An 18754-nucleotide genomic window follows, 5' to 3' on the forward strand; every position below is an offset into this window, starting at 1 on the left:
AAGGCTAGCATGGAAATGACCAATATTCGCCCTTTTCGCCGCTTTTCCACCCTATTACCCCGCCACTTTCACTCTTAGGCTACAATCACGTACATTCAGCCTGAGAGATCCGTTGCGGAAATAACGCTTTCTAGACGGCTTTTAGCCGCCTTTCATATTGCTATGATGCAACCTTTTTAATAACACATCAATGTGTAATCAATAGGTTAACGAAAGTTAACAGAGATTAGATTGCATGATGCCTTATAATTTCAGAAGAATGCTGTTACCCAAGCTTCTTCGGATAACTTTTAATAGGGGAAAATTATAGATTCGAAGTAAGTAAGAGCTTTTGCTCTGAATTGTTTTGGGGCAGATTCGTGTCAGCCGATACTGTGCTGACATGTGATCACCAAGCGATTCTGTCGTACCTTAACTACCAACCGATTTTGTCGGTCGACTAATTACCAAGGGAAAATGACGGATCCATCCCTTTGAATAGGTCAAATCACTATTCAGGGGTTAGTAAGGATGATCATCATGGACTCTCGCTCCCAGCTTACTGTTGATGTGATCGCTAAAGTCACTCAAGGTAAGATCAGCATTCACAGTGCTTCCAAACTCCTCAATAAGTCCCGTCGTACCATAGAGCGTTATCTCCACCGCTATCGCCGTGAAGGCATACGCTTTGTTGTCCATGGCAATAAAGGTCGTGAGCCTGTCAATAAAACCCCTGATTCACTGAAAAGACAGGTTCAGCAACTGATCCAAACTAAGTACTTCGATTTCAATTTGCAGCATCTCGCCGAATTGCTCTCGGCCAATGAAGGCTTGACCATCAAGCGGGAAACCTTGCGAAAGTGGGCGCACGCTATCCATCATGTGAAGCGAGCCAAGCGTCGTCGTAGCCGAGTAAGAAAGTACAGAGAACGAATGGAACAGCCTGGACTGATGCTGCAAATGGACGGCAGTCCGCATCAATGGTTTGGTGAGCATCGCTCATGCTTGATTGCCATCATCGACGATGCGACCAGTGATATCCATGCCGAGTTCTTCCCTTCCGAAACCACGGAAGGCTGCATGAAGTCATGAAGGCATATATCGAAAAGCGTGGGCTGTTTAAGACGCTCTATGTCGATAGAGCGGGTATATTCGGTGGTCCAAAACGCAGTAACTTCTCTCAGATGCAACGCGCTTGTGAAGAGCTAGGGATCGAAATCATCTTTGCCAATTCGCCCCAAAGTAAAGGACGGGTCGAACGGGCATTCGATACGTTCCAAGACAGATTGGTCCCAGAGCTTCGGCTGCACCATATTACTGATATTCAAAGCGCCAACGAGTATCTTCAACAGCAGTTCATTCCACTGTACTGGCAACAGAAAATCGCGGTACAGGCGAAGAACCCAAGGTCGGCGTTTAAGGTTGTCCCTGAACACATCAACCTTGATACGATCTGTGTTCACAAGGAATATCGCAAGGTTCGCCGAGATCATACCTTCAGTTATAACAATAAAATGTATCTCATCGACTCGCCCATACGGCACTCCATCGTCAATCAGAAACTGGAAATACGCTGCCAGTCCGATGGTGCATTCTCAGCCTATTTTGGTCACCGAAAACTGCATATTACCGAGTTAGAAGAGCCACCAAGAGCGAGTGAGTATGGGATGGAAGTCCAGCGCAAGTTGGATGTCATCGAGCTTGCCGACCGCTTGGGTAATGCGACGGAAGCCGCTCGGATCACTGGTTGCTCACGCCGAAGTATCTATAACTATCAAAAGGTATTAGCCGAGGAAGGCATACTTGGCCTTAAGCGCATTAACAAACCGCTGCACCGCAGTAAAAACAGCATACCTGAAGAAACCGAACACAAAATTATCGAGCTGACCTTAAACAATCCGTATCAAACCTCAGTACAGTTGAGAACCATGCTAAAGAAGGAGTACAACATCACCGTCAGCAGTTGCACGATACGAAATATCTGGAAGCGCGAGGCACTGAATACCAGAGAGCTGAGAATACAGCGCTCAACGGCATTAAATAAAGAAGTCTAGCCTGTGGGCTAGACTTAAAGGTGAACGACAAAGTCGCTTGGGATTTATCCCGTCAGGCTCCCTTGGTAATCACAAAGTATCTTGAAGCCTTGATTGAAGCTAGCTCACTATCTCTCCCACCAAAGTGTTTACATCAACTCTATGAGGCGACTAAAAACGCTGAAATTACACGTTGTTTAAAAGTGCCTAATTTTATTTCATCGAATGTACCAAATGACCTGTGTGAATTAGTATCACTGTTAGACGTGCTACTCCATGTCAGTGCATAACCCTTTACATCTTGTTCTTCGTAAAGATTTTTTCCATTTAAACTACTAGCTAGAGTGACTGACTCAAACTCTTCCCTACTCTTCATTTTTGCAAACATGCATGATTCGGGTATATCTTCCTCAATTCGCTCTGAAAAATTTATCAGGCTCTGTTCTGCAAACGTAAAGAGCCAAGCTTCTTGGTTTATAGATTCATTTTCTCGAAGAATACGTCCAAGCACTTGTCTAAAATAAAGCTCCGTTTTTACTGAACTCATATGACAACATACTTGAAGGCGTGGAATATCAGTTCCTTCACTAATCATCCCAACACTAACAATCCACTGAGAATCATTTTGGCGGTAATGTTCAATTTCAGCCAAAGGATCTTCGTGACGGTACGTTACTATTGTTACAGTTTGCGCATATTTTTGGGAAAGTATCTTTTTTATAGTCTGAGCATGCTGGACCGAAGCGGCAACAACTAAACCTCCCGCATTCGGAGAATGAACTCGAATCTCTGCCAGTTTTTTGCAACCTAGTGCGAGCAGATACTCCATAGCTTCTTGATTATTAATAACACTTTGATACGAAGTCTTGGTCTGCTTCATCATCTCTAGAATCGAAGAAAATGACTCGACTTTCTCATCATTAGTGACAGATAAATGTTCGTTATCAACCAACACAATCTTCGGAGCTCTACAGACTTTATCTGTAATTGCTTGTTTTAGCGTATATTGATAATCAACTAGAAGCTGTCCGTCTTGGGCGCTATATCTACCCATTACTATGGGTAAAGAGTCAGAACGCCAAGGGGTACCAGACATTGCGAGTGTATAAGTGGCTAAACTTTGAATCTTAGTCAGAATTTGATGCCCCCACACATTTGCATTTTCTATCCCAGTACCAGAGCAATGATGTATTTCATCAAAAACGACAAACACACGATGATTACGTAATGTCTGCCAAAATTCTTCGTTGAGGAACTGGATGGATTGATATGTCAGTGACTGCCCTATCGAACCTAGCCCTCCATTAAAGGTACAATTGAGGATCTGTGAAAATGTTCTTTTTATTCCATCGGAAACCGTTAGGGACGGAGAAAAACACAGTATAAGGTCGACCATATCATCTTGTAATAACCTTGAAGCGATTGTTGCAGCCAATACTGTCTTTCCTGCTCCGGGCGTGGCCTGACAAAAGAAATGATTTTGGTTCTGTCTATACTTTCGAAGCGCTTTTTCAGAGCACTCTATCTGCCAAAATCTCAACATGTTTCTTGGCCTTCTGAAAGCACACATATAACTTGAGTCAGAAGATTTACTTTTCCAAGCAAAGAGGCAGAGTTCTCACGAGCTTCGTGGAGTAATGGAGTCAATATTGATTCTAATTCTGGAAAACGCGTCATTAGTGATTGGCACATGTCAATTTTGCCTAATACTATCGATAGCTCCCCTTTATATTCACTTCGCTCACGCTTCAAAGTCGGATAATCGTCAATTTTTGACTGGCTAAGCAAAGTGTTTTCACCTTTATTTATTGAGTGATACTCCTTATATATATCAGTTTGATAGTACCTTTTCTGTCTGCCTGAACCTTCGCTTTGAAGCCAACTTTTCTTCTCGAAACGCAAGATCTGTCGATAAACCTTTTTACGCATTTCATATAGATTTAAGTCTAGGCCTTCAATAGTAATTGCAGCATCTCTTAACTCAACAACTGAAAAACCATCCATTCCATTTTCAATCAACAACTTGTGCATTACAGCACTGATTCTTTTCGGACGTACCATTTCTTACTCATAAAATCCAAAAAACTAAGGATTGCTTAGTATACAGAAATGAGTAAAACTAAGAAAATCTTAGTTACCTTGAGATTAAAGATATGAAAAATAAGTGTCGACCAATAACCCAATACCGTTGCGTCTCAAAGAAGCGCGTAAAAAAGCAAACCTCTCCCAGAAGGCGCTAGGGATACGTATAGGTATGGATGAGAGTACTGCTAGCGCTAGGATGAACCAGTATGAAAAAGGTAAGCATACTCCTGATGTGCAGACCTTGAAGCTTATTGCGGATGAGCTTGGGGTACCCTTGAATTACTTTTTCTGTGAGGATGAGTTTTCAGCAGAGCTAGCAATAGCTATTTCAAAGCTGTCGGTGGAAAAGAAAAAACATTTGCTTGATATCATCAATGATTTTTCTTCCGACGACGAGTGACTAACTTTTGCTTTCATGAGCGTTTTTTACACAAATCTGTCAACTGTCTATTGCTTTATATCACCAGCGCTCAATCACGTATCACCTGATGTGGAGATTAGAAAAATTGTTGGAAAAGCCTTTGTGCTTATGCCTTGAAAAGCATTTTTCTAATAGCTACAGTTTAAGGCTGTTGTCAGGTTCGCAATATCATCGATAAATTGCTGTCTTTCACACTTAACTATCATTTAACAAATTCCCTCTAGATAGCGCTAGGTTTTAGCTTTTTGTTTTACATTCCATAAGAAATAGCATGGATTTGCTGTTCTTTTGGATTTGTAGTCATGAGATTTGTACCCGTGTACCATACAGCGAAAAGTGTCGCTCGCCTTTATGCTGTTTCTTGTCTCAGGAAGTACATTCAAACAGTACTCGCGGTAATCACGCAGTTCTTTTTCTAGAGCTGCGTCTGAGACTCCCGAGTAGAGCCTAGTAATCAATGAACGATCTAGTATCAATGAGTCATTCAGGTAATCGTATGCGTAACTTCCCATCTATTTCCCCCTAAGACCGCCGCCAAGCATGGAGCTTATCAAGGTTAGACATCTTCTCAGTCATTATCTAGCTCCTCTTGTTGGTGTAGTTCACGGATGAGGTATGGAGACAAACAACGCTCAATATTTTTCGCTTGGGTTTGCAGCCTAATGGCTTTGACCATATTAATGATGGATTTGGTATTTTGTTGAAGCATCTTACGCGACTCATCAACACGTTCAATCAGGCGAGCGTTGGCCTTTTCTAACTCTGACCGTTTCATAGATGCGGTTTTTTTTAAGGTTTCGCCAAGCGGACCTGACACAGCCTCCTTCTGTTGCTGGGCAAAATTCTCAATGAGATTCTTTCTGCTGGTCAAGGTTGAGCGGGTATTAATCACCTCCTTGGCCTTTAGGCGCCGAAAAAGGTTGGCCTGTGTGATTGGGGACTGTTCGAAGCCCTCATCACACATCAGGATTAATTCCTTCTCAATTACTCTATCTAGTTCAATCCCTTTGACTTTATCCATCACTTTAACTCCCGAATGGCTTAGAATGGTATTGATGACAATTCGTGTAATCAATACCAGCGACAATTTTGCTTTCTTCTTATGCTGTTCAAGTAAAATAGTTGAGCCACTCACACGCTCGCACAACTCGCTATTTGCTAGGCATTAGCGATTTTCCTTGAGCGGCCCTAAATCTATCCGCGGTTTATCTATGAATCCTTGGCTTTTTTATCTTGCGATGCTCAAGGGCGAACAGGGTTGATAGCATTTTAGGCTTCTTCATGTTGTCCAACTCCAACAGGTTGATTTGGACTTTCTCGGTTTCAAACACTTCTGATTGACCGAGATGATATTGGACGTACTCCTTGCGAAGTCTTAGAGTTGCTAAGATTTCATCGGCCTCATTCACTGCCATCTCACCCGTCATTTTCATCTGATTAATCACCGCAATTTCAGACTCAATAGACGCGGCCAGCGCCTTAATTTTTGTTAATTCCCCTTCACGGCCAGTAAGCGTGAAATATGGACATGGACTGCCATCCTGACACTTCAAGTTATAGGGACACTGGAAATTGTACAGCTTGCGCATACAACTACCGATTTCCATCAAATAAAGGTCGGAATGGGGCATTGCCGCCTTGCGCATGTCTGCTTCATCCATCATTTTAAATAGATCGTCAAACTCCGCGAAGACCTCACTGTCTGAGTTACGCCCCATATCAATCAAAAACGACGTTTTATCCTCTACGGTGGTGTGAGTATGCATGCCCTGCGCCATGGCGTTCGCAGGCGATAATTTTGGATTCATACCCATCTGGGCTTCCGCTTTGATACGCTCTAATGCGCTCTCTTGCTTTAAAAGTGACTCTGAGTTACCTGCTGTCACCAGCGCCGAGGAGGCGGCTTTCTCTGCAATGGCAAGGTGCTGATAGGATTTGTTTTGTCTTAGCTCTACCCGTCCCATAAACATCGCTTGCAAATGATCGGAGACATCCGCAATTGCAAAAAAAGTGTTGATGCCGTGGCGCGGGGTATGGCTGCGCATGAAAGTAGTTTCGCCATTTTCATCAGTAAGGCCATATTTAGCGAAGATGCTTAATTCACGACCAGCTCCCCGGCCATAGCCAAGGAAGGCCTGAAGAATGGCCCCAGTTATGACTTGGGGTACCACGGTATTCATGTTTATGAGATTTGGGCTACCGCTGCCTAATGGAAATATGAACAACAACTCTTCGTACGGCGTTATGCTCACGGAGTTGGTCTTTGAGTCTGTTTGCCGATATATGAAATCCTCCGCTATACGTCTGTCTCTTTTGATGATTTGGCGAATCGCATGTTCTACATCGTCCTGTATATAGTAATTTTTTACGCGTCTACCATCACGGATTTTGGAATGAACCAAAATTCCAAAATCCTTTTTCAATTTCTGTGCTAGTGCGCCCTTTACTCGGGCATACGATAGAGTGTTCTGTTTTAATGGCACAAAGACATCATCAACTATCTGATCAAGGACGACTAAAGGCTCACTGATTTCGACTACATTGTCATCGCGTGCATGCCACGATTTCGGCAGGTATGACTCAAAGCCTGTATTACGCACGTACTCAATCTGTGCGCGAAGTTTCTCGGTTAACACCAAGGTGTCGACCCAAATTTCATCGACCATCTCCACCGCGAGTGGTTCAATCCAGTGTGTACGATGACCAGCCCCTTTCTCACCCAGATAGACGATACCAACGAAAATGGTTGGCAGACCAAGCGCTTCCATTTGTGCTCGAGAAGTTTTATCTTCGATTTCCACAACTTTAAAACTGTTGTAGCGCAGCCCCCCGGCCTCCATGAAACGAAATCCGGTCACCATCAATAGCAATACGAGATTCAACACAATTTTCTCGCCATCTTCCTCTACCATGCTACGCAGCGCCACCACGTTCAAGAAGGTCTGGATGCTGAGGTTCCGCTCATGCTCATCTTGGTCAAGGTCTTCGGCGTATTGGGCCTTTTTGGCTTTTTTTCCCGCCTTGGTTGTCCTGGTAGCCACGCCTTTTTGCTTCTTTTTAACTTCAAGAGGCACCAGTGTGATCCCATAGTAATTGAGGTTCTTGGCGATCACATTGGCGTAATCGTAGTCTTTTGCTGCATTGGTAATCTTGCTTGGACCGCCACGCGACTGTGCCAGCATATCGACCGCCTCTTGCAGAAACTCGGATGTAATGTTGACTGGGTGCGGCTCAAGCCCCGCCATCACCATGCGGACATAGACACGCTTCAATAGTATTTGCTGCTGATAAACCGCTATTGCCGATGGGTTTTTGCCCCGATAAAGCAAGACACAGAAAGCCTTTATGAAATCTGCATAAGGTTGTTCAATTTTCAACGTCTTGAAGGGTGACTCATCTGACTTAAATAGACCTCGCAACCGAGCAGAAGTCATTTCATCAAACATCCAACTCAGCGTTGGCCTTGACAGAAACCCAGATTGGCCGGGGCCGTATCGCCAAGTATTGGTCGCCCATGAATAATGGTCATTCGGGTCTTGGATACCCGCATTAACCTCGGGCAATAAAGCGGCTTCCAAAAAGGCTTTCTGCGTGGTGATAAAGTCTCGCAAGGCCTGGTGTTTGTCTTTCATTGTAAGCCCCCTTTAAGACGGTTAATGACCATTTCGATTTCATGTTTGGTTTGAGTAGCCGCATCTATCAGTGGGTTGTTACGCTGGCCTGCATGATGCGACTCTTTAACCAATGCAAACAGCTCGTGCGAGATAATTTGATGTACCATTCGATGCTTTCTCAAGTCTTTAAATGGGCGGAAGTAGAAGCAGCCATAGCACGAGCGCACTAAAGCGAGGTGGCATTGTGCCTGTTGTCGGGCGCACCCCCCCAATGCGATGGATAAGCCTTCCCTTGAGCATGCCAGAGACCGTTTTACCCCTCCAATCATCTTCGTTGGTGAGATAGCCCGTAAGTAGCAGACCCACCATGTCTTTCCAGACTGGATTATGACCGAGCGCCTGATGTTTCAGCAGAGCCAACTCCGGTGTTGACATGATGTAATATTGCGCGGCAACCGTGGTAACTTGACCTAACACCGCGGCAATTTCTTCCGCACTAGCCCCTAACATTGCCATAGAGTGGCCAATGTTGTGGCGAAAATCATAGACGGTATAGAGTGGACGATGCATCTCGTTACGTTTTATTTTGCCCTTTGTTTCATCTGTCTGGATGAAAAGTAAAGCGTCATTTAAGGCCCAATAAATCTCGCGGGACAACGCCGTCTTCTTTTTTGCATCGAACGGGAACAAGGCATCTTCGCCAGTAATTTCAAAACGCCGCTTGTATTCATCAAGCAGTACGCCGATTTCCTGACTCAAGGCAACGATAGGTTCGTCAACAGGCACTGTTGGCTGCTTCGCTAATGGCACGGCCACTTGGTAACGCCTTAAATTGGTTTTGTGATTGACGGCGATGAGCTTCACTGAGTCACCTTTTAGCATGCAAAATTGCTTTGGGCGCGGACCTATAGCAAAGGCCAGTCCGAGCACACAGAGGTTTTTCAACTCAACATTTGACAATGACGTAAGACCTTCCATCGTGCCAAACTCCACCAAGCGATTGGCGATAAGGTTCTTTAAGTGAGAAGGCAAGGTATCTTCGACTTCCTGATAGCGAAGAAAGGGGTTCGACACATTCGGGGTTGCTACGCGTAATAGGGTTTCTTCGTCATCGATGTCAAATCCGGGAAAGCCCATACGAATAAGGGATTTAGCCGAGGATTTTATGTCATAATAGGGTCTTGAGCGATTAGTTTTCGCCTCACTTTCCAAGATCTTGAGAACAGAAGAAAATGATAATTCATCGACATCTCTAAGGAATACTTTGATTGCATCAAAGCCTTTCCCCATAGGGGCTATGTGCGACTCTGTATACTTTACGTAAAGGATCTTAAGCAGTTTATTGCTGTGTTCATCCAGTTCAAAATGATGTTTGTAAGTATTACCTAAGCGGACAAATTCCCAAACGTCAGCTTTTGTCTGCACATAAGGCGTATCAAAGTTAGAGGCTTGAGTAATTTCCATCACACTTGGTAATGTCTGCGCCTCAATGAATTTAATCTGCTCTTGAGTGAGGTTAACCTCATCTTGTTGGGGCGTTTTTTTAACTGAATACTTCATTCCATTCATCCTCATCTGAATCTTTAAAGTGGTTGCGATACACTTCCATGAGCGTTTGGTTTGCTTCTTCCTGAACAAATCGCTTCGCATACTTACCCGGCATGCTCGACTTGTCTGACCAACCTCCGATAGTTCTAAGTTGGTCTTTAGCGTCTTCCATCAAACCCTTTAAATTGATCACGCCTGATTGGATGTAATCTTTCTTCTTTTTTTTATAAATGGCAGCCAGTGTTGCGTAGGCCCATGTGTGGCGCAGCCAGTGAGGGGTTATTTTGTCGATAATGGCCTCTGCATACTGCGGGTCAAAATGGTCTGGAAAGTGTTCTTTAAACGCCTGTACAACTTCAGAAAATTGAGAATGAATGGTTGCGTAAGACACAGGTTTATAAGGCTTCAGTGAGGAGGCGAAAATGAAGTCGTGGCTACAGTCATTTGAGCGAATGAACTGGTAGTAGAACATAATTTTTTTGTGATCCTCCGCCGCTACCTCCACATCGCGAATGCTGTCTACGGTCTTGATTTGTGGTTTGTAATTTCGGGTGTCTTCCATTTTTTCGTCATCAAAATATTCGTCATCCAAGCTGCGGACGCGCATGATAACCTTGTTTGGATCCACTCTCGAGCGAAGAAAGGATCCCTCGCGCAGCAATAAGGACTCGCCAACGCGGAGACCATAGCGTACCAACAGAGTGATGAGCAAATAGTTACGCATCTGAACTTCAAAGCTGATGATGGGATTAAGTGGATTCTCCTTAATCATCTCAAACTGCACTTGGACACTGCCATCGGGCTGTTCAACTTTTACACCTTTCATCACATCCGGCTGAAGAACACGAATGAAATCCTGATATTGCTCCGAGGTTAAGCTATGAAGTGTGGCGAATGCGGGCACCTTTTTATTCGATTTTTGCCATTTCCCGAACTTTCTCTTGGCGTCTTTCAGTTTTAGTCTGATTTCCTGGCGGTAGCGGCGAAGGGTATTAGGATCCTCATCAAGATAGGCCGCAGTCAGATATGTTGTTGACAAGAAATGAATAAATTGACACACCACCTGACAGTGCTTAGCGGCGGTGCGTTTCTTCTTATTGAGATCTTTCTGCCTAGCGTTGGGCGATGGCAACATCACCACATTAGTAATCTCTTTGTCGGCGAGTAAGTAGTCCCAGAATGGCATTAACTCGTCAGTCAGAGCCTCTACATCCTGATAATCACTGCGATGAAAGGCAAAGTCGAGTGACACACCATGCTTTGTAAACCAGAAACCGTAGAATAGTTTCACCGAATTGAGATAACTTTTTTGAGTCCCGAGCGACTTTTCCAATAACTCTTGTTCCGTCCACCGCAGCGCCAAGAGAGGCGGCATGGTGGTTACCGTATCCAGTAGGCAATAAAATTCATCACCACAATTTTCAACTCTGTACATGAACAATTTACCATTCATAGATTTTGCGTATATGTACAAGACTAGGTAGATAGATTTATAATTGCCAATTTTTTTTGAGTTAGGTAAGTAATTGATTCTTTTGGATTGCGAGGGAGTGGTGTACAGAATAGAGATCCAAAAAACTTTACCATAAAATACTTAATATAGATCTTAATAATCTATCGATTGTTAAGATCTATATTAATGCTTTTTCTACTTACAGAAATGGCTGTATAGCTTCAAAGATATCTTGTCTTCGAACTGGTTTGGAAATGAATCCATCCATACCTGCGTCAAGGCATTTATCTCTATCACTTTCTAGCGCATGAGCGGTTAATGCGATGATTGGAGTCTTGAAGCCTTTATCTCGGAGGAGCCTTGTTGCAGTAATCCCATCCATCACTGGCATCGAGACATCCATAAGAATCAGGTCGATTAAATCCTCATTTTCCTCTAAGAACGTTAATGCTTCTGCTCCATGACTTGCGATATGAACATTATGACCAAGCTTATTTAAAATAAGCTTTATTACAAACTGATTCGACTCGGTATCTTCGACTACGAGAAGATCCATCGCTTTTATTGGTTGGTTGTTTTCTATTTTAACTGGACGATTTTGATTGCACCGAGTTAAAACGGGAATCTTAATAGTAAATGTTGAGCCGACATGCTCGTCACTTTTAACGATAATCTTGCCGCGCATCATTTCAACTAAATGCTTGGTTATTGCTAGCCCTAGTCCTGTACCACCAAAGCGTCTCGTGATGGAACGATCACCTTGATGAAATGCCGTAAATAGATGTTCTTGCTTGGCTTTAGATATACCAATTCCGGTGTCTGATATTGAAATTACAAGCTCGGAGTCTTGCTCAGATACTGAAACTTTTACTTCTCCTTCATCAGTAAACTTTATTGCATTCCCAATAAGATTAAACAGGATTTGAGATAATCGCGTAGAGTCAATCCAAAACTGTTTGTCGGTAGTTACCATGCAATTGAGTTTAAATTGAAGGCTCTTCTTCTTAGCTATTTGTTTTTGTTGAGAAATAACAAAAGTGACAGTGTCTCTTAAATTAACCCACTGCTCATTGAGTTGAAAGCGACCTGATTCAATTTTTGAGAGGTCAAGGATGTCGCTGATAATCGCGAGAAGCAACTCCGCTGAGCATTCCATTTGGCTCAGGGCATCGATTTGCTCTTCTGATAAGGTGGATTGTTTCAGAATATCGAGCATTCCAAGGACGGAATTTAGAGGGGTTCTAATTTCATGACTCATCATCGCTAAGAATTCTGACTTTGAGCGATTTGCAAGCTCTGCTTCTTCTCTTGCTTTAGCAAGCTGAGTTGTTCGCACTTCAACAATACGTTGTAACTTCTCTTTGGTTTCAATATCGATGACAGCCCTCTCAATTAAAGGCCGAAAGCGTCTTAAGGTTTCCTTATTTTCTATGCTAAAGTGCCCTTTCTTAGCACCAATAAGTAAGATGACCGTTTGTGTTACTTCTGAACGTATGCCCGTTAGGACTACCGAGTTTACATGGCTTTTTATAAAGCTGTTCAGGTTAATAAACTCCGCAAGCCTATCTGGTTCGAACAGCAGAATACATTCGCCATTCAGCGCCCTCTCAGATGCGTTACCGTGTAACCAAGATATGTTATCAAATACACTATTTGTCGATATCAACGTTTTGAAGGGATACCTCTCATCATCACGAGTTAGAACGATAAAATCATCAAAGTTGATGTACTTCTTAAGGACATTATTTAATCCCGTAAATATCTCGTGCCGGTTTTTTGCTTCACTCATCGCGGATATCGCTGAAAGAATAGCTTTATTCTCATCGGCGAGCAGTCGTTCTCTTTGCCTAGCCTGTTTTAGTTCGACTAACGCTTCTTGCAGCGCTTCCTGTTGGTATATGTCTAAGTATTTATCTTTCATAAGGTTTATGGAATATCGCTGATGAAATCATCAGGTTTCCATGTCCATTCTCACCACCAATAAATCTACCTTGCTCACCAAAAGTAAAAGGGCAAATAAAAGGTAACTGTTCTAGTTCTTGGTTAATTTGTTCACAAACGCTATTCATGTCTTGCATTAAGTGCAACATAGGACCTGCGCAAAAGATGTTTATCACCCCAATTTTTCGAGATTCTTCTAATTTTTGATTAAAGGCTGCATTTACAACTTTAGCAGCGCGTGCAACGAGGTGTTCTCTGCTTCCTTTCATTAAAGTGAGTTCATCACCCTCTTCTATTCGTGTAAATAGCTCAATTCCTCCATCTCGCGTCTCACGAATTGGATGGGACAATTTGTAATATGGACGCTCATAGAGGTGGCCAGCGACACGCCCTAGTGGATAAGCGCTCGAGTTTGTAAATAGCAGGTTGTTTTTGCCTAGTTGGTTATCTTGATGGTTTGTCCACTTTCTATAAACATTGAGGGCTGGTTCGTCATCAATTTCTAGTAAGCACCTATCGTTAGTTTTGGTTGCAACCCCTTTGATATTGGTTGGAGTGTGCCCAGCACTAAAAGCAATATCAACAGGCTGTGAGGAGTAAAATAATGTCAGACTTAAACCTGCAGTTTGAGATCCTTGGGCGGTAATAACAGACCATTTTCCCGCGATATGATTATCAGCGGCTGAACCACCAATAATTGGGATCAGCGTACCAAACCTTTCATCTATAGATGCAATGATTGATTCCTCTTGCCCTGGAGTTGCATGAAGCAGTATTAAGTTTGGCGCTTCTCCTACGCGGTTAGCGTTCTCAAGAGCCATATCTAAGGCTCTAGTTACACTGTCACCTGAATCATGGTTAGAAATACCAGTGCCATAAGCATGAGGGCCTGAATCATAAATTGCGAGCGCCGCAATCACTGGGCCCGAATGAAACCCCCGGTCTGTCATTACGGCTTGACATGAACTAGCTCCATGAAAAGGCACTCCAGGAAAATGTTCAAGAAAAGCTTCTCGAATTAACTCGAAGTCGTACTCTTCCGTGTAGTAGCACATCACGTAAGACAAGTTCTGTTGTGTCAGCTCGGACCTAAGCGTTTCTATCGCTGAGTCTTCATCTTTAATATGAGTAAAAACTGATTGGCAATGCATACGATTTTATAATTGGGTATCACTCTGCTGTTATACCATTCCAACCAATTTTCTCTAGGTAAGAAGGTGAAAATTTCATTAAGAAGTTGCGATTATCTCGTGACAGATCGTATTTATAATTGAACTACAACAATGTTTTCGCCTTTTTTAAAGGTGATTTTTTTTGATTCAGGTATTGTGTCCCATTCTATTTTCTTATGTTCCCGATCGAGATTGATAAATTCGCCAGATTGATTTAGATCAATTTTTAGAGTGCTACTTTTCATCGTTTCGAGCGAAATTCCCGCCGAGTCACGATTAATTGTGATTATTTCACCTTCAATTGTTACATCACATCGTTCTTTTTGTGAACAGTCAATGCTAGTAACGCTCTCGTGTGTAAAGGTACGCCAGAAAAATGCGCCTATTAACACACTGAGCATGATTAAGATTTGTGCAAGTCGCGCCTTTGTTAACTTTTGTGCAGGCATAATTACTAATATCCTTGTTACAAACTTCAAACTTTTTAAATAAAAAATGATTTCCAGGGGGCCAGTAAGGTTACTACCCTGTCATTGAATTGTTAATTCAAGTATAGTGTCACGCTGAAAATGCCACTTTTTATTAAAGTCAGCAATGGAAATAAGGTGATGATAACACTTGAATTCTAGAGTTTACTTGGGTGGTGTTACGACGCAAGTCGTGTTGGAAGTAAAAGTGTAGTTAATTAGAAATTGGAAGCATGCAAATGAGCCAAGTAAAGCAGCTTGAACAAAACTACAACTATACAGTCGTTCGCCAATTTACCCTTGTGACCATTTTATGGGGCATAGTTGGTATGGCTGTTGGTGTTTTGATTGCCGCTCAATTAGTTTGGCCACAGCTAAACTTTGATACGCCGTGGTTGACGTACAGTCGCTTACGTCCACTGCATACTAATGCGGTAATTTTTGCGTTTGGTACAAGTGCTCTGTTCGCAACGTCTTATTATGTTGTACAGCGTACATGTCAAACACGTCTTTTTGGTGGCCCACTCGTTGCCTTCACCTTTTGGGGTTGGCAAGCAATCATCCTTGCAGCAGCCATTACTTTGCCTCTCGGTTTAACATCGGGTAAAGAGTATGCTGAGCTAGAATGGCCTATTGATATCGCAATTGCGCTAGTATGGGTATCATATGCGGTGGTGTTCTTCGGCACACTGGTGAAGCGAAACACGTCACATATTTATGTGGCAAACTGGTTCTTCGGTGCCTTTATTATCACAGTAGCAGTACTTCACATCGTGAACAGCATGGCTATTCCTGTGTCACTTGGTAAATCTTACTCGATTTACTCAGGCGCAGTGGATGCGATGGTTCAGTGGTGGTATGGACACAATGCGGTAGGTTTCCTACTCACCGCTGGTTTCCTAGGCATGATGTACTACTTCGTTCCTAAACAAGCTGAACGTCCTGTTTATTCTTACCGTCTATCTATCGTTCACTTCTGGGCGCTTATTTCTCTATATATTTGGGCAGGCCCTCACCACCTTCACTATACAGCGCTACCGGACTGGACTCAGTCTCTAGGTATGGTGATGTCGCTGGTTCTATTTGCTCCTTCTTGGGGTGGTATGATCAACGGTATTATGACGTTATCTGGTGCATGGCATAAGCTTCGTTATGACCCTATCCTACGTTTCCTAATCGTTTCTTTGTCATTCTACGGTATGTCTACCTTTGAAGGTCCAATGATGTCGATTAAGACAGTTAACGCACTTTCTCACTACACAGACTGGACCATTGGTCACGTTCACTCTGGTGCGTTAGGTTGGGTTGCGATGGTTTCTATCGGCTCTGTATATCACTTAGTACCTCGCCTATTTGGCCAAGAGCGTATGTACTCTGTTGGTCTCGTGAATGTGCATTTCTGGCTAGCAACAATCGGTACCGTTCTTTACATCGTTGCGATGTGGATCTCTGGTGTAATGCAAGGTCTGATGTGGCGCGCGGTTAACTCTGACGGTACGCTAACTTACAGCTTTGTTGAGTCTGTAGAAGCGTCTTATCCGTTCTACTTTGTACGTTTCTTAGGTGGATTTATCTTCCTATCTGGTATGTTCCTAATGGCATACAACACGTACAAAACGGTAAGTGCACCAAAAGAAAGCCTAAAAGCTATCCCACATCCGGCATAAGGAGATTTAAGAATGAGTAATAATTCTAATAATCGCCACGAAATCTTAGAACGTAATGTCGGTTTGTTGGCTATTTTTATCGTGTTTGCTATCAGCTGGGGTGCTCTTGTAGAGATCACTCCTCTGATTTTCCAAAAGCAAACGACTGAACCTGTAGAGAATCTACGTGCTTACACTCCCCTGGAGATGGAAGGTCGTGACATCTACATCCGTGAAGGTTGTAACGTTTGTCACAGCCAGATGGTTCGTCCTTTCCGCTCGGAGACTGAACGTTACGGTCACTACTCTGTCGCTGGTGAGAGTGTTTGGGAACACCCATTCCTTTGGGGCTCTAAGCGTACAGGTCCGGATTTAGCTCGTGTTGGTGGTCGTTATTCTGATGAATGGCACCGCGTTCACCTACTAGATCCTCGTGAGCTTGTGCCTGAGTCAAACATGCCAGGTTTCCCGTGGTTAGCTGAAAACGTTTTAGACGGTAAGCTAACTCAGAAGAAACTTGAGCTATTTCGTGATCAGTTCGGTGTTCCATACACTGATGAAGAGATCGCGAATTCGGCTAAAGAAGTAGAAGGTAAAACAGAGATGGATGCAATCATCGCTTACCTTCAGTCTCTTGGTCATGCAATGAAGTAAGGGGATCATATGGATTTCGGTACAATTCATAGTATTTATACCGTTGTACTCTTCGCTAGTTTTATCGGCATCGTATGGTGGGCATTTAGTAAAAAGCGTAAAGCACGCTTTGAAGAAGATGCCAACTTGGTGTTTGCTGACGAAGAACAAACGACCCCAAATAACCAAGGAGTGAAGAAGTAATGACTACATTCTGGAGTCTCTGGATTATCGTGATTACTGTCGGTACGCTGGTAGGCTGTGCGATTCTCCTAACTTGGTGCGCTAAAGATAAAATGGGCGTCGAGGAAGGGGAAGACATGGGCCACGAGTACGATGGTATTCGCGAGCTAAACAACCCTCTACCAAAGTGGTGGACTTATCTGTTTGTAAGTACATTTGTGTTTGCAGCAGTTTACCTTGCCCTATTCCCAGGTCTAGGTAGCTTCAAGGGCTTTTTAAACTGGCAGAGTTCTGCTCAAACAGTACGTTCACTGGAAGAGTCAAAAGAAGCCATCGCTAAAGCACAAGAGAACAAGCAACTAAACCAATACGCAAAAGAACTGGATGACGCAGATGCATACTTCGGCGAAGCATTCCGTAAACTTGCGCACAATGATAGTGGTTTGCGCCCAATACCTGAAATTGCGCAAGATCCTGAAGCATTGAAAGTTGGCCAACGTTTGTTTTTGCAAAACTGTTCTCAATGTCACGGCTCTGATGCTCGTGGTCAGAAAGGTTTTCCTAACCTAACTGATGATGCATGGCTATACGGCGGTGAACCAGCTGCAATCGTAACAACCATCATGCATGGCCGTATTGGTCAAATGCCAGCATGGAAAGATGCGCTTGGTGAGCAAGGTGTGCAAGAAGTTGTAAGCTACACACTTAGCCTATCTGGTCGTAAAGTGAATGCTCGTGAAGCAGCGGCAGGTAAAGCACGTTTCGTCGTGTGTGCAGCTTGTCACGGTACTGATGGTAAGGGTAACCCTGCAGTCGGTGCACCTGATCTTACAGACCAAGATTGGCTATTTGGCGACTCTCGTGCAGCTGTAACCGAAACCGTAATGAACGGCCGCTCAGGTGTAATGCCCGCGTGGAAAGACATTTTGGGTGAAGATAAAGTTCAGCTCGTTGCCTCTTATGTCTGGAGCTTAAGTAACTCAGAGAGTAAGTAACTGAGATATTAAGTAACATAGCAATAACAGCCCCTTTCATAGGGGCTGTCTTTCCTTTAAATTTAACGCCTTACATTTTTTCATTTAGCTGTTGAGAACTTTTTTATGGTAAAGCCTTGGTATAAACAATTTTGGCCGTGGTTCCTAATCATCCTTCCTCTTACTGTCGTAGTTTGGACTGTGATTACTGTGGTCGTTTTCTCGAACAACTCTGTTTCTTTAGTCGCCGAGGATTACTATAAAAAAGGCAAAGGCATTAACATCGACATTAGTAAAATGAATGTCGCTCGTGACCTAGGTCTTAACGCTGAGATTTCCTCTAAAAATAACAATGTTGTGATTGTTTTCGCTAAAGGGAAGCTATCTCATTACCCTGCTCTAACGGCCACTTTCACTCATCGTACTCTTCCTGATCGTGACTTTACAAAGCTCGTTACGGCGGATGCATCTGGTAATTACCGGCTAACGGCAGAAGAATCTATTCAAGGCCCTTGGTTTGTCGAACTACAACCACATGACCAACAATGGATGATCCAAGGTAAAGTTGAATTTCCAGCCTCGTCAACACCGTTAATGAAGTAAGC

Annotated in this window: 16 protein-coding genes and 1 pseudogene; 7 read left to right on the forward strand and 10 right to left on the reverse strand. The window is 43.3% G+C overall.

Annotated elements, in window-relative coordinates:
• The first annotated feature begins 510 nt into the window (after nucleotides 1–510).
• A pseudogene (locus tag D8S93_RS03930) lies at nucleotides 511–2033 on the forward strand (ISNCY family transposase).
• Nucleotides 2034–2172: 139 nt separating this feature from the next.
• Here the strand turns inward: D8S93_RS03930 and D8S93_RS03935 are convergent.
• Together D8S93_RS03935 and D8S93_RS03940 are read right to left on the reverse strand one after the other, a co-directional pair.
• Nucleotides 2173–3555 (reverse strand): DEAD/DEAH box helicase, encoded by a 1383-nt coding sequence (locus D8S93_RS03935; RefSeq protein ID WP_152812109.1) that lies wholly within the window; start codon nucleotides 3553–3555, stop codon nucleotides 2173–2175.
• Nucleotides 3549–4073: a hypothetical protein gene (locus D8S93_RS03940; protein WP_152812111.1), complete on the reverse strand. Its 525-nt coding sequence runs from the start codon at nucleotides 4071–4073 to the stop codon at nucleotides 3549–3551. Before D8S93_RS03940 ends, D8S93_RS03935 begins: the two co-directional genes overlap by 7 nt.
• 103 nt (nucleotides 4074–4176) lie before the next feature.
• On the opposite strand from D8S93_RS03940, the gene D8S93_RS03945 reads away from it, so the two are divergent.
• The gene (locus tag D8S93_RS03945; RefSeq protein WP_319802957.1) at nucleotides 4177–4497 is read left to right on the forward strand and encodes a helix-turn-helix transcriptional regulator; all 321 of its coding nucleotides are present in this window, start codon (nucleotides 4177–4179) and stop codon (nucleotides 4495–4497) included.
• A 589-nt stretch (nucleotides 4498–5086) separates the two neighbouring features.
• Here the strand turns inward: D8S93_RS03945 and D8S93_RS03955 are convergent.
• From D8S93_RS03955 to D8S93_RS03985, 8 genes are all read right to left on the reverse strand, one after another.
• Nucleotides 5087–5653, reverse strand: a complete 567-nt coding sequence (locus tag D8S93_RS03955) for a hypothetical protein (protein ID WP_152812115.1) — start codon at nucleotides 5651–5653, stop codon at nucleotides 5087–5089.
• Nucleotides 5654–5723: 70 nt separating this feature from the next.
• The gene (locus D8S93_RS03960) at nucleotides 5724–8150 is read right to left on the reverse strand and encodes a hypothetical protein (RefSeq protein WP_152812117.1); all 2427 of its coding nucleotides are present in this window, start codon (nucleotides 8148–8150) and stop codon (nucleotides 5724–5726) included.
• Nucleotides 8147–8299 (reverse strand): hypothetical protein, encoded by a 153-nt coding sequence (locus D8S93_RS24810; RefSeq protein WP_193621569.1) that lies wholly within the window; start codon nucleotides 8297–8299, stop codon nucleotides 8147–8149. Before D8S93_RS24810 ends, D8S93_RS03960 begins: the two co-directional genes overlap by 4 nt.
• Nucleotides 8300–8318: 19 nt before the next feature.
• A complete protein-coding gene (locus D8S93_RS03965; RefSeq protein WP_152812119.1) occupies nucleotides 8319–9692 on the reverse strand; it encodes a hypothetical protein in 1374 nt (457 codons plus the stop codon).
• Nucleotides 9676–11115: a site-specific integrase gene (locus tag D8S93_RS03970; RefSeq protein ID WP_193621570.1), complete on the reverse strand. Its 1440-nt coding sequence runs from the start codon at nucleotides 11113–11115 to the stop codon at nucleotides 9676–9678. Before D8S93_RS03970 ends, D8S93_RS03965 begins: the two co-directional genes overlap by 17 nt.
• A 217-nt stretch (nucleotides 11116–11332) precedes the next feature.
• Nucleotides 11333–13054, reverse strand: coding sequence for an ATP-binding protein (locus D8S93_RS03975; RefSeq protein ID WP_048626397.1), 1722 nt, complete (start codon nucleotides 13052–13054; stop codon nucleotides 11333–11335).
• A complete protein-coding gene (locus D8S93_RS03980; protein WP_152812123.1) occupies nucleotides 13044–14225 on the reverse strand; it encodes an FIST signal transduction protein in 1182 nt (393 codons plus the stop codon). The genes D8S93_RS03975 and D8S93_RS03980 overlap by 11 nt, the downstream gene beginning before the upstream one ends.
• A 113-nt stretch (nucleotides 14226–14338) precedes the next feature.
• Nucleotides 14339–14695, reverse strand: a complete 357-nt coding sequence (locus tag D8S93_RS03985) for a hypothetical protein (RefSeq protein ID WP_104974100.1) — start codon at nucleotides 14693–14695, stop codon at nucleotides 14339–14341.
• Nucleotides 14696–14952: 257 nt separating this feature from the next.
• Between D8S93_RS03985 and ccoN the strand changes: the two genes are divergently transcribed.
• From ccoN to D8S93_RS04010, 5 genes are all read left to right on the forward strand, one after another.
• On the forward strand, nucleotides 14953–16380 hold the full coding sequence (gene ccoN / locus D8S93_RS03990) for a cytochrome-c oxidase, cbb3-type subunit I (protein ID WP_005396488.1): 1428 nt from the start codon (nucleotides 14953–14955) through the stop codon (nucleotides 16378–16380).
• Nucleotides 16381–16392: 12 nt separating this feature from the next.
• Nucleotides 16393–17013, forward strand: a complete 621-nt coding sequence (gene ccoO / locus D8S93_RS03995; RefSeq protein ID WP_005377475.1) for a cytochrome-c oxidase, cbb3-type subunit II — start codon at nucleotides 16393–16395, stop codon at nucleotides 17011–17013.
• A gap of 9 nt (nucleotides 17014–17022) precedes the next feature.
• Nucleotides 17023–17196, forward strand: a complete 174-nt coding sequence (locus D8S93_RS04000) for a cbb3-type cytochrome oxidase subunit 3 (RefSeq protein WP_005396487.1) — start codon at nucleotides 17023–17025, stop codon at nucleotides 17194–17196.
• Nucleotides 17196–18170 carry a cytochrome-c oxidase, cbb3-type subunit III gene (gene ccoP / locus D8S93_RS04005; RefSeq protein ID WP_005396485.1) on the forward strand — a complete coding sequence of 325 codons (975 nt, stop codon included), beginning with the start codon at nucleotides 17196–17198 and terminating at the stop codon, nucleotides 18168–18170. The genes D8S93_RS04000 and ccoP overlap by 1 nt, the downstream gene beginning before the upstream one ends.
• Nucleotides 18171–18275: 105 nt before the next feature.
• Entirely contained in the window at nucleotides 18276–18752 is a 477-nt protein-coding gene (locus D8S93_RS04010) for a FixH family protein (RefSeq protein WP_048626394.1), read from the forward strand.
• Nucleotides 18753–18754 lie beyond the last annotated feature (2 nt).

The sequence above is a fragment of the Vibrio sp. VGrn 2 genome (assembly GCF_009361695.1).
Taxonomy (GTDB): domain Bacteria; phylum Pseudomonadota; class Gammaproteobacteria; order Enterobacterales; family Vibrionaceae; genus Vibrio; species Vibrio diabolicus.